Below are 12,927 nucleotides of genomic sequence, written 5' to 3' on the forward strand. Positions count from 1 at the left end.
CACCCAGCTTACCTTGCTATTCATCCTAACGATAAAACCCGACAAACATGTTATCGAGCCCTGTTTAAACATCACCTAGATACAAAAATGATTGAGGATATTCGACAAGCAACCCACAAAGGCATGGCAATCGGAAATGATAAATTTAAAGATGAAATTGAAAAACTAACAAACACAAACATGAGACCACAGAAAATGGGGCGGCCTCCTAAGCAACCAGAATAAAGTTTACTCTGACCCCACTTATCCTCGTAAGATACTTTAATTACACTTATAAACGCTCTGGAACACTATGGGAGGGGCGATATAAGTCTTGCTTAGTACAAGCTGAAGACTATCTACTGCAACTATATCGCTATATAGAGCTCAATCCAGTTAGAGCAAATATGGTTGATGATCCTTGTAAATATCAATGGTCTAGTTACCAAGTCAACGCCTTAGGCAAAGCTTCCGCACTATGTACGCCTCACCCAGCTTACCTTGCTATTCATCCTAACGATAAAACCCGACAAACATGTTATCGAGCCCTGTTTAAACATCACCTAGATACAAAAATGATTGAGGATATTCGACAAGCAACCCACAAAGGCATGGCAATCGGAAATGATAAATTTAAAGATGAAATTGAAAAACTAACAAACACAAACATGAGACCACAGAAAATGGGGCGGCCTCCTAAGCAACCAGAATAAAGTTTACTCTGACCCCACTTATCCTCACCCAGCTTACCTTGCTATTCATCCTAACGATAAAACCCGACAAACATGTTATCGAGCCCTGTTTAAACATCACCTAGATACAAAAATGATTGAGGATATTCGACAAGCAACCCACAAAGGCATGGCAATCGGAAATGATAAATTTAAAGATGAAATTGAAAAACTAACAAACACAAACATGAGACCACAGAAAATGGGGCGGCCTCCTAAGCAACCAGAATAAAGTTTACTCTGACCCCACTTATCCCAGCAGAGATGTCCCTCCTACTTCAGCAATCCTTACGCTGGTAGGAGGCCAGCAAACATGCCATTTACAATGGGGGTCTATGGTTGGTTAGTTTTCTTAGTTATTATTTAAGTTAATAAATAAATTCAGATAGTTGGAAGAAAATCAATAATAGATTATGATGCAACTCTGAGGTCATATGGGAATTAATGATAATGAGTAAAAGAATAGTAGTGTTTAACCATAAAGGTGGAGTTAGCAAAACAACATCAGTCTATAATCTCGGATGGATGCTTGCTAAAAAAAAGCGCGTTTTAGTTGTAGATGCGGATCCTCAATGTAACCTTTCAAACCTTATTTTGGGGGATGATTTCGAGTCATATTACACCAACGGCAGTACTAAAAACCAAAATATTAAAGATGGTGTTTCAGCAGCATTCGATGCAAAGCCATCACCTATTGTACCTATTGATTGCTATTCTCCAGAACGTGCCGGCAACCTTTACTTGTTAGCAGGGCATGCAAACTTGTCAGAATATGATGCAGCTTTGACATTTGCGCAAACATCTAACAACGCACTTTCAACTCTCCAAAATTTGCCAGGTGCTTTTTCAGAGCTATTAAAACTCACTGAAGAAAAGTATGATATTGATGTGACCATTATTGATTTGAACCCGAGTTTAAGCTCTATCAACCAAAATCTATTCCTATCCTCACATGGATTCATTCTACCAACCAACCCTGATCCGTTCTCTATTATGGCTTTAGACACATTAACGAATGTTTTGCCTAGGTGGATGGCTTGGAAGAATACTTCCAGCCCTTTATTTGAAGATTCGGCGTACCCGATGCTAGAAGGGACTCCTAAATTCTTAGGTTGTTTAATTCAACGGTTTAATATCCGAAAAGGTAAAGCTGCAGCTCCTTTCAGAGATAACATTACAGAGATCAAAGAAACCATTTCAGATAAGTTATTTTGCAAGATTCAAAAGTCTGGGATGACACTAACTTCAGACCAATATGGAGCAGACTTTGTCGAATCTCATTATTGTTTAGGTGAAATTCCCGATTTCCAAGGTTTATTGCCAAAGTCTTACGCTGCAGGAGTTCCTGTTTTCGAGCTTGAGAATAGTGAAATTAAAGAGGTTGGTACAGTTCTTGAGCAGTTAACAACAAAACGTGACCGTTTTAACGCTCAATTTGAAGATATTTCAGAAAAAGTAGATGAATTGATCAATTATGCTTAATTCAAAGAATACGTTTGAGCAAAATATCAAAGAAGCAAGAGCCATCTCTGATATTTATAACTATTTGAGCAGTGAAGTGAAAGTCCCATTTTCAGTCGATGATCTGCTTAGATCGCAAATCGTTTATGCTGTAAGTGCATTCGACAAGCTAATCCATGATTTAATTCGAGTAGGTTTAGTTCAAAGTTATGAAGGTTTGCGTACTCAAACGCCAAAATACATAAATGAAGTATTTCCAATGAGTGTGATTCAGCAAATGAGTACAGCATCCATTCCACCTGCAGTACATTACTTTGAACAAGCTGTTTTCCAAAAATTAAAGGTCTTTTCTTATCAGGACCCCAGTAAGGTTTCTGATGGTCTGAGTTATATTTGGGATGAGAAACAGAAGTGGCAAAAGATTACTACTCAAATGGGTAGTACCAAAGACCACAAGGAAGTTAAAACTCAGCTTAAGCTTATTGCGGACAGGCGAAATATGATTGTGCATGAGGCCGATTTAAGTCCAGCATCTATGCAAAAGCAAGATATTACCAGCTCTGAAGTAATTGAGATAATTGATTTCATAGAGAGTTGTGGAAATGCTATATACCAACTGGTGAAATAAAATTGGCTCCTTTAGTATTAACCATTGATGTCTACGATTGCTTTTAACCATGGGGGTCTATAGTCAGCTCTAATCATCGTACTTCTAGGGCTAGGGATAACAACCTCTATCAATTAGTAGGGTAGGAATAAATAGAGTACGAGTAATACTCTCTATTTCCCAACAAAAAAGCGAACTATCCAGTTCGCTTTTTCAATTCCAAACTACCAAAACCACTCACTCCAAACACACCAATCCATGCTGCTTACCTATAGAGTTAACCACACTCACCAACCGCCCCTTGATCGCCTGCTCAATCCCCACACCAGCCTCAAGCAAGTCAGCAACTGCAATAAAAGCCTTGGTGTTTAAGCTAGTGCTGTCATAGCAATAGGCATAACCCTCTTCGACTATCCACTTTTTACTACTAGCGGCCGCAGCGCTTCCACTTCTCTTATCACTAACGGCCGCAGCGCTCCCAACTCTCGTTTTACCAGCCGCTGCGCCCTTTTCACTCTCTTCACTAAAAGCCAGCCCTTTCTCTTCTAACGTTCTAACCAAGGTAAAATCGAAAGCCAAGATACAGGCTTCATCACCATACCAATCCGCCTTTAAGGCTTGAAAGTTGATCCACATTTCCAGCTCAAGCAATAACGGCTTAAGCGAACTAGAAAAGCCACTATCGGCACTAATCGTAATAGGAAGTTGTTCTTCTATATCAATATTGGTCATCGGTATTTACCGTCACTCTACTTTGGTTTAAATCAAGTGGTTTAATTCAAGTGGTTTAATTCAAGTGGTTTAATTCAAGCGCTATAAAGCTGATTCTGCTGGCTAACGCTATTGGTTGCAACCAGCGAAAGGTGATTCCAGTTTATCTTAAGAATATTTCGCTCCTATAGCATTTTTTGGTTCCAATTGCCTGCGGCAAGCGTATGTGCAGATACTTCCTTGACACGCTACAAGTCCATCCGTGGAGGCTCGGCCATGACGTCCATGTCATGGACGGTCACGGCCGCATCTACACAGGGTAAGAAAAGCACAAACTATCAGCATTTGAGTTTTTAATTAGACCGCTAAAGCTAACTATCAATACAGACTTACATAAAACACCAACTTCTTCTCGGAATCTTTCACGACTTTAGTGGCCGTAGGCCATAAAAACCCCAATAAAAAACGCACCACTAAGGGTGCGTTTTCCGTAATGGCGTTACTGCCGATGATAAGACAATGAAGCCGATGGTTTTTGCCGCGGAGTTGACTCCAGTCAATGAGCAGTAAAAACCTGAGGCTGAAGCCGTATTATCGAGGCTAAGTAGCCATTACAAATTACTCGTAGTCACTCATTGGCACACACGCGCAGAATAGATTACGGTCACCAAACACATCATCAATACGATTAACCGTTGGCCAGAACTTATTCGCCTTAACCGCTGCCGTCGGGAACACGGCCACTTCACGGCTGTAAGGACGTGAATCAAACGCTGGGTCCATAATGTCGGCCATGGTATGCGGTGCATTGTGTAGCGGGTTATTGTCCGCTGGCCACTCGCCTGACTCTACCTTGGCGATTTCACCGCGAATAGAGACCATAGCTTCGATGAATCTGTCTAGCTCAACCTTAGACTCAGATTCCGTTGGCTCAATCATTAAGGTTCCCGCAACAGGGAAGCTCATGGTTGGCGCGTGGAAACCATAGTCGTTTAGACGCTTAGCGATGTCCATCTCAGTAACGCCAGAGGCTTCTTTAAGCGGACGTAGGTCGATGATGCACTCATGCGCCACACGGTCATTACGGCCTGTGTATAGCACTGGGTAGTGTGTAGACAGCTTCTTCATCACGTAGTTGGCATTAAGCAGTGCTACCTGAGTCGACTGACGAAGACCTTGGAAGCCCAGTAACTTGATGTACATCCAAGTGATTGGCAAGATGCTTGCGCTGCCATATGGCGCTGCAGAAAGTGCACCGTTATTGTCTGACTCACGACCATGCTTAACCACAGAGTGACCCGCAACAAATGGCGCTAGGTGTGACTTAACACCGATTGGGCCCATACCTGGACCACCGCCGCCATGTGGAATGGCAAAGGTCTTGTGTAGGTTAAGGTGCGATACGTCAGCACCAATTGAGCCTGGAGTTGTTAAGCCTACCTGTGCGTTCATGTTGGCACCATCGAGGTAAACCTGACCACCATGCTGATGAATGATGTCACAGATCTCGCTAACGGTTTCTTCATACACACCGTGAGTCGATGGGTAAGTGATCATGATGCAAGATAGGTTGTCGGCAACTTCAGCTGCTTTGGCCTTAAGATCTTCCATATCGACGTTACCCGCCTTGTCACAAGCGGTAACAACAATCTTCATACCAGCAAGCTGGGCAGAAGCAGGGTTAGTACCGTGAGCCGATTGTGGGATCAGACAGATATTTCTGTGAGCATCACCGCGAGACTCGTGATACTTCTTAATCGCTAATAGACCTGCGTACTCACCCTGTGCGCCCGAGTTTGGTTGCATACAAACGGCGTCGTAACCGGTGATTTCAACTAACCATGCCGACAGCTCTTCAATTAACTGAGTGTAACCTTCAGCTTGATCGAGTGGGCAGAATGGGTGCATGTTGCCAAACTCAGCCCAGCTCACTGGCATCATCTCTGTTGCCGCGTTGAGCTTCATGGTGCACGAACCAAGCGAGATCATAGAGTGGTTTAACGCCAAATCTTTTTTCTCTAAGCGCTTGATATAGCGCATCATCTCAGTTTCGCTGTGATAGTTGTTGAACGTTGGATGAGTCAAGATAGCATCAGTACGTACCAAGTCTGCTGGAATAGACTGACTACCAGCATTGATGATCTGCTCATCAAGCGTGGCAACATCTTGGCCGTGTCCTTCACCTAAAATAACGTCAAATAGCTGGGCAACGTCGCTACGAGTCGTGGTTTCGTCAAGGCTGATACCAAAGCTACCATCAGTATCGATACGCAGGTTGATTTGTGCAGCTAGTGCACGTGCATTAATGGCTGCTACATCACCGCCTTTAACGGTAATGGTGTCAAACCAAGTGCTGTTAACTAGCTCAAGACCTTTAGCTGTAAGACCTGCCGCTAGAATGTCAGTTAGACGGTTGATGCGTGATGCAATCGTCTTTAGACCTTGTGGGCCGTGGAATACCGCATAGAACGATGCCATGTTGGCCAGTAGCACCTGTGCAGTACAGATGTTTGAGTTAGCTTTTTCGCGGCGGATATGCTGCTCACGAGTCTGCATTGCCATACGCAGTGCGCGGTTACCGCGTGTATCTTGTGATACACCAATAATACGGCCTGGTAGCGAACGCTTGTACTCGTCACGCGTCACAAAGAATGCGGCGTGCGGACCACCAAAGCCCATTGGCACACCGAAGCGTTGTGAGTTACCAAAGACCACATCGGCACCCATTGAACCTGGCGACTTAAGTAGCACAAGTGACATGATGTCTGCGGCAACACTGACGACGGCTTTCTTGGCTTTTAGCTCGCCAAACAGTGCGCTGTGATCGCTAATTTCACCAAAGCGGTTGGTGTACTGGAATAATGCGCCAAATAGCTCGTAGTTTACGGCATCTGCCGCAGGGCCAACGATAACCTCAAAACCAAAACACTCGGCGCGGGTTTTAACTACGTCGATAGTTTGTGGGAACACGTCGTCTGCAACAAAGAAGATGTTGGCTTTTTTGGCTTTAGAAACACGCTTAGCCAGTGCCATCGCTTCCGCTGCGGCGGTGGCTTCATCGAGCAGTGATGCAGAAGCTAGGTCTAGCCCAGTTAAGTCCATAGACACTTGCTGGAAGTTAAGGATAGCTTCTAGGCGGCCCTGAGCGATCTCAGGCTGGTATGGCGTGTATGCCGTGTACCAACCAGGGTTTTCAAATACATTACGCTGGATAACGCTTGGTACGTCAGTACCGTAGTAACCCATACCGATATAGCTTTTAAACACCTTATTTTTATCTGCAATTTCGCGAATATAAGCGGTACCTTCGGCTTCACCACAGGCAGTGCCTACGGCTAAGTCACGATTAAGGCGAATCGAACCCGGCACGATCTGCTGGGTTAGATCTTCTAACGACTCAGCGCCAACAAAGTTCAGCATCTCTTGCTGTTGTGTGCTTTCAGGGCCAATGTGACGACGAATAAATGATTCGTGCTGCTCTAATTGTGTCAGGGTTTCTTTGGTCATGAGTAACCTAGTTCCTATGTGCCTGTATCCTGCCTGTAGGGGGGCGGTGCTACGGGTCTCTTTAGTTTTAGAATGGTTATTATTTTTGGACTGGGCTTGGCTTGTCTATTTCAGCCATTTTTTCAGCCAGCTTTTCCTGTCATTACTGCCTTAATGCCCCGAGAAAATACAGGGACATAAGCCATATAACGAACAAAGCCCCAATCAGCGATGAGTTGGGGCTTTGTCAATCATCGACGCTTATTCTTCGTCGATAACTGCTTGATAACCTTCGGCATCAAGCAAGTTGTCTAGTTCAGCAAGGTCTGTAGGCATTACGCGGAAGAACCAACCGTCACCGAATGCATCGCTGTTGACTAGCTCTGGAGAATCTTCCAGTGCTTCGTTAACGGCAATCACTTCGCCTGAAAGTGGTGCGTAGATGTCTGATGCTGCTTTTACAGACTCTGCAACTGCGCAGTCTTCACCAGCGCTAACGTCGTCGCCCACTTCTGGCAACTCAACGAACACCATGTCACCCAAAAGCTCTTGAGCGTGCTCACTGATACCGACTGTGTAGCTACCGTCTTCTTCTTTACGGATCCACTCGTGAGAAGAAGCATATTTAAGTTCAGCTGGGATATTGCTCATTGGTCTAAATCCTTATTCGATGTTCTAATTCTGTATTTAATAAGACGTTACACTGACTTGCCTATTAAGGCTTATATCAATTTTTGCACCATTTTTACATCATAAGTGCAGCGATTTCATCTAGTTTTTGACGTTTGCCACATTGATCTTGTTCAAGCGCGCAAATCTATCTGTTTTACGCTTTATTTAAGCGTTAGCTAAAAATAGATGAAATCGTCAATTTTGCTCTATTTATTGGTCGAGTTCTTCAACTCAACCAATAGTTAACTCTATCTTGATAAAGCGAATAAGTTTTATATTCGCCTTTAATAATCGGCACATCACAAACCATTTTCTGAGGTTAAGGCGCAGGAATTTGATTCTAGTTTTAGGAGCCAGCGCGCAGTTGATAAGTATCAATGAGCACTGGCGACAACAAAGTAGATTCAAATCACCAGCATTAACCCAGAAAAATTAGAATGCTTGTTTACCATTGCGCACAAATGACGGTGCGATGACTTTAACCGGTACACGCTTCTTACGCATCTCAACTTCAGCCACATCACCAATGCTACGTGGTACGCGAGCCATAGCGATTGAGTAACCTAGTGTAGGCGAGAATGTGCCACTGGTAATGGTGCCTTGCTGCTCAACGCCATCACTGTCGGTAAAGAATACTGACATGCCGTGACGGATAACGCCTTTTGCATCCATGACAAGGCCAACTAGCTTGTCGGTACCTTCGGCTTTAATCTTCTCTAGTGCTTGGCGACCGTTAAAGTCACGATCCGCTGGCTCCCATGCTACCGTCCACCCCATGTTCGCAGCCAATGGGTTAACGCTTTCGTCCATATCTAGGCCGTAAAGGTTCATGCCCGCTTCTAGGCGTAGGGTGTCGCGTGCACCTAGGCCACATGGACGGATACCGGCTTCAAGGAAGGCTTGCCACAATGCTTCGGCCTCTGCTTCTGGCACGATAACTTCATAGCCAGTTTCACCTGTGTAACCTGTAGTTGCGATAAATAGCGAGCCTGATTGCACGCCGAAGAATGGCTTCATGCCTTCTACTGCAGCATTTTGCTCGGCGTTAAATACGGTGGCCGCTTTTGCCTTGGCATTTGGACCTTGAACGGCGATCATCGCCAGCTCAGGACGCTCGGTTACTTCAACGCTGAAGCCTTTAACTTGCTCGTTGATCCAAGCTAGGTCTTTTTCACGGGTTGCTGAGTTAACAACAATGCGGTATTCGGTATCTGATAGGTAATAGGTGATAAGGTCGTCGATCACGCCGCCGTTATGGTCAAGCATGCCGCCGTATAGGGCCTTACCTGGGACTTTAAGCTTAGCGACGTCGTTGGCTAGCAGTTTGCGTAAAAAGGCACAAGCGTCATCACCAATCACATCGACAACAGTCATGTGAGACACGTCGAACATACCGGCGTCTTGGCGCACTGCGTGATGTTCTTCGATTTGTGAACCGTAGTTAAGTGGCATATCCCAACCATGGAAGTCTACCATCTTGCCGTTCGATTCTAGATGCTTGTTAAAAAGTACAGTTTTGTTAGCCATTTTTATCCCTTCTTTGGGGTCTTCTAGTCTTCGACTGATCCCAGCACTTTATAAAGGTACTGTGTAGGGTACTCACGTAAGCTACTGGCACCAGATTCATGTCGTGGTATTAAAATGCGGCGAAATTATACCTTGAGACGCTACTTTGTATACAAAAGAATTTTCTAATCCGAACAGTTTTGTCATTAGTTTTTCTCATTATCAATTTGTAAATTTTTCACACAAAAAGATCGCAAACCTTAGCCGTGCTAACAAACGCATGAAATTAAAGGCTTATTTAGACTTAACTAATGAGTACTAATTGTTAATTTTCACTCCGCCGACACAACTTAGGCAGGTTGCTCTTGTTACCTAGCGCCTGTTGAATAAACAGTGTTTTCAATGGCGCAAAATTATCGACGATATTTAACCCCAGATCGCGTATGGCCTTTTTAAGTGGATTACTGCCTTGGAAGAGTCGTTTAAAGCCTTCCATCGCGGTGATCATCTCTAACGCTTCGGCCTTACGCCAGCGTTCGAGGTCGCGCAGATTACGGTAATCACCAATATCTTTGCCCTGATGTTTAAGCTCACTAACCACTTCGACTATGCTGGCGGCGTCGAGAAAACCTAGGTTAACCCCCTGTCCTGCAAGTGGGTGAATGGTGTGCGCCGCATCGCCTGCTAGCACTAAACGTGACTGAGCAAAATGGCGGGCATAACGCATGCGTAGCGGGAACGACTGACGTTCACTCTCAAGACTACACATACCGAGGCGACCATCGAAAGCCGCGGTTAATGCGCGCTCGAAGCCTATCTTATCTAATGCCAGTAGCTCGTCTGCTTTCTCTGGTGACACCGACCAGACGATTGAGCAGAGATCTCTTTCATATAGCGGCAGGAAGGCCAGTGGTCCTTCGCTGTCGAACACTTGCCTTGCGGTGCTACCATGGGGAAGCTCGGTGCGAATGGTCGCAACGATGGCGTGATGGTTGTAATCCCAAAAGGTCATTGGAATTTTGCACTGCTCGCGCACCCAAGAGTTAGCGCCGTCGGCGGCGACCACCAGCGCAGCACTTAAGCTATCGCCGTTGTCTAAGGTTAACCAAGCCTCACGCTCGCCAAAGGCGATACGCTCTAGGCGCTGATTTTCAATATAGGTTAACTCGCTAAACTCACCTGCGCGTTCGGCCAGTGCAAAGGCGATGGCGTCGTTCTCAATAATCGAACCTAGGTGAGTTTCACTCAATGAGTGGGCGTCGAAATCAATTTTGCCTAGGCTGTCTTTATCCCAGACCTGCATCTTTTGGTAAGGACTCACTCTCGATGCAGCCAAGTACGGCCAAGCGCCTAAGTTTGTAATAAGCTGTTGGCTGGCCTTGTTGATGGCGCTGACCCTGAGCTTTGGCGCACCCGATACCGCTTGGGTTTGACCCGCATCGATCACCACCACTTTAATGCCTTCCATCGCTAAACCAATAGCCGTTGCGAGGCCAACCATGCCCCCACCAACAATTGCGACATCATAAGTTTGTGTGCTTAACATCTTCTACCCTTACTCAAAAAACGGCTTATTTCTATAATTGAATTATGTGGCTAGCAGCTTACTGAATGCTAACTTTTTACCCAGCCCATCGCCTTTTGCGCCACTGGCGTCTTTAACGGCGGGAACCAAGAGAGTAGCCGCAGCCCGAGATTTCGGCCAATCACCAGCGGCCAATAGTCATTGGAAAACCCGCGAACTAAGAATTCGATATTGTTCATGGTGCCTTGCCTATCGGCCTTACGGCGCTCAAGATAGGCATGGGTTAATGCTGCGCTCCCCACGTCAACGGCCGAATGTGGTTCGTTACCAGCGTTAGTAAGCGCTTGCTCACTTAGTTGCGATTTTGCTAGCTGTTGCTGGATCACATCTATCAGGCACATAACATCACGCAGACCTAAGTTAAAACCTTGGCCTGCAATCGGGTGCAGAGTTTGCGCCGCATTGCCTAAAAACACGGTGCGATGATAGATAGGCCGCGGCATATACGACAGTAATAGCGGGTAACTAAAGCGGTTACCGATATCGATAAAGCGCCCGGCTCGGTAGCCAAAGGCCTGTTGCAGCTTGTCGATAAATTCACCCTTTGGTGCCGTTAGTAGCTGCTCGGCTTCATCGGGCGGTAGTGCCCACACTAAAGAGAGGCGCGACTCACCGTTACTGTCGGCCATTGGCAGTAGTGCCAGTGGCCCCGTTTGAGTAAAGCGCTCATAGGCCCAACCGTCATGGGGCTGCTCGGTGTGAATGTTGGCGATAATTGCGCTCTGGCCAAAATCAACCTGCTCTAATGGCTGCTTAAAGGCTTGGCGCACCTTAGAGTTAACCCCATCGGCGGCAACCACTAGCTTAGCGGCAATCTGCTGGCCATCTTCGAGGGTCAACAGTTGTGAGTCCCTACCCGCCTCGATGCTTTGCAACTTATTGGGGCAATAAAGCGCAATATCACTTTTTTCTAGCAGGCCAAACAACTTGTTGCCCACAGCTTCAAGCTCGACCACTTGGCCGAGATACGGTAGATGGAATGACTCGCTGTTAAGCTCAGTCATGCCAAAGTGGCCGCGGTCAGAAACATGGATATTGCTAATGGGTGTTGCTAACGACTCAAGCTGTTGCCAAAGACCTAGCTGCTGTAGCTGAAAGATCGAGCCATGGGAGATAGCGATGGAGCGGGCATCGAAGCCTGGATGCTCATTGCTTGGCTTATGGGTCTCGATAAGAGCGATCTTGAGGGGAAGTGAGCTCTTGCTAGTCGCTAAATTAAGCTCCTCGACCTGCTTTTGTACAAGCTGGGCCAGTCCTAGGGCTAAAGTCGCCCCCGCCATCGCACCACCAACAATGGCGATATCAACTTCATTAACCTCAGCGGTAGTTGCAAGGCCAGCGCATTCGTTAGGATTAACCATGGGATCTATGAACTCAACAACAAAATAAATTTAGGTATTACTGATACAAAAACCGCCATGCCTAAAGGCGATGGCGGTATTTAGTTATCAACGAGTTAGTGAAGCACGCCCACATCGATTGGTTCGTTGTCATCGACGGCTGGGCCGAACTCGGCGTAACACATCAGCGCCGCCATGCGAGTGAACTCCATCAACTCAATCAGCGCCGCCTCTGACTCTTCGTCTTCGGCAACGTCAAACTCCACCTGAGCGATCTCAGACAAGTCTTGGATCACCTCACGCACATCCAATGATGCTTCGTTAAGTTTAGGCTGAATAATCGCGATGCCCGTAAGGAAGCTTTGTACCCATAAGGATAGCGCTTCAACGCGCTTAGGCAGTGATTCTTCCTCTTGCGGTAGCATAGGGCTAAAGCCAAAGTCAGTATCTGATAGACGGGTAACCGCATCTTGATACAGCTCCTCAATCAGCGCTTGCAGCTCTTTAGGTAGTGCCTGACCGTCGTTCATCAGCTCAAGTAGCGGTTGAGTCCAACCCGAGGCGTTTTGCTCTACCCCACCACAAATGAGCCCAACGAGTGCGCCATGAACTTCGACAGGGTGCTGACCAATCTCAGCGGCGTTGAGTGCTGCAAGTAACTTATCTATGCGCAATGTAGGTAGGCTAGCCATAAGGTGTTATCCAATCACAAAATATACTCGCTTCATGCTAGCAGAAGTGGGGGTTTCGACCAAGAGTCGACTCGATAAAGTCGGTAAAAGTTTGCGGGCTTAGCCACAAAAGCAGCAATCCCTAAGCTCGCTCAATTAGCCAAAGGTTAACAGTTTA

At 46.0% G+C, this 12,927-nt stretch carries 10 protein-coding genes and 1 pseudogene; 4 read left to right on the top strand and 7 right to left on the bottom strand.

What is annotated here, in order from left to right; genetic code table 11:
* From L1D44_RS15190 to L1D44_RS15205, 4 genes and pseudogenes are all read left to right on the top strand, one after another.
* A pseudogene (locus tag L1D44_RS15190) lies at positions 1-225 on the top strand (transposase); the annotation flags it as partial.
* 161 nt (positions 226-386) lie between these two features.
* Positions 387-692, top strand: coding sequence for a transposase (locus L1D44_RS15195; protein WP_239891941.1), 306 nt, complete (start codon positions 387-389; stop codon positions 690-692).
* A gap of 468 nt (positions 693-1,160) precedes the next feature.
* Entirely contained in the window at positions 1,161-2,192 is a 1,032-nt protein-coding gene (locus L1D44_RS15200; protein ID WP_239891943.1) for a ParA family protein, read from the top strand.
* Complete coding sequence (locus L1D44_RS15205) at positions 2,185-2,799, top strand: HEPN domain-containing protein (RefSeq protein ID WP_239891945.1); 615 nt, start codon at positions 2,185-2,187, stop codon at positions 2,797-2,799. The genes L1D44_RS15200 and L1D44_RS15205 overlap by 8 nt, the downstream gene beginning before the upstream one ends.
* Before the next feature lie 216 nt (positions 2,800-3,015).
* Here L1D44_RS15205 and L1D44_RS15210 read toward each other — a convergent pair whose 3' ends face one another.
* From L1D44_RS15210 to L1D44_RS15240, 7 genes are all read right to left on the bottom strand, one after another.
* Positions 3,016-3,510 (bottom strand): hypothetical protein, encoded by a 495-nt coding sequence (locus L1D44_RS15210; RefSeq protein WP_239891947.1) that lies wholly within the window; start codon positions 3,508-3,510, stop codon positions 3,016-3,018.
* Positions 3,511-4,107: 597 nt separating this feature from the next.
* Positions 4,108-6,996 carry an aminomethyl-transferring glycine dehydrogenase gene (gene gcvP / locus L1D44_RS15215; RefSeq protein ID WP_239891949.1) on the bottom strand — a complete coding sequence of 963 codons (2,889 nt, stop codon included), beginning with the start codon at positions 6,994-6,996 and terminating at the stop codon, positions 4,108-4,110.
* A 240-nt stretch (positions 6,997-7,236) separates the two neighbouring features.
* A complete protein-coding gene (gene gcvH / locus L1D44_RS15220; RefSeq protein WP_239891950.1) occupies positions 7,237-7,626 on the bottom strand; it encodes a glycine cleavage system protein GcvH in 390 nt (129 codons plus the stop codon).
* Positions 7,627-8,079: 453 nt separating this feature from the next.
* Positions 8,080-9,174 carry a glycine cleavage system aminomethyltransferase GcvT gene (gene gcvT, locus L1D44_RS15225; protein WP_239891952.1) on the bottom strand — a complete coding sequence of 365 codons (1,095 nt, stop codon included), beginning with the start codon at positions 9,172-9,174 and terminating at the stop codon, positions 8,080-8,082.
* A gap of 304 nt (positions 9,175-9,478) precedes the next feature.
* On the bottom strand, positions 9,479-10,699 hold the full coding sequence (locus tag L1D44_RS15230; RefSeq protein ID WP_239891954.1) for an FAD-dependent oxidoreductase: 1,221 nt from the start codon (positions 10,697-10,699) through the stop codon (positions 9,479-9,481).
* A gap of 68 nt (positions 10,700-10,767) precedes the next feature.
* The gene (gene ubiH / locus L1D44_RS15235) at positions 10,768-12,099 is read right to left on the bottom strand and encodes a 2-octaprenyl-6-methoxyphenyl hydroxylase (RefSeq protein WP_239891957.1); all 1,332 of its coding nucleotides are present in this window, start codon (positions 12,097-12,099) and stop codon (positions 10,768-10,770) included.
* Positions 12,100-12,194: 95 nt separating this feature from the next.
* Positions 12,195-12,770, bottom strand: coding sequence for a UPF0149 family protein (locus L1D44_RS15240; protein WP_239891959.1), 576 nt, complete (start codon positions 12,768-12,770; stop codon positions 12,195-12,197).
* Positions 12,771-12,927: the final 157 nt, after the last annotated feature.

Origin of the sequence: Shewanella sp. Isolate13, assembly GCF_022398325.1 — a bacterium.
Lineage (GTDB): Bacteria > Pseudomonadota > Gammaproteobacteria > Enterobacterales > Shewanellaceae > Shewanella.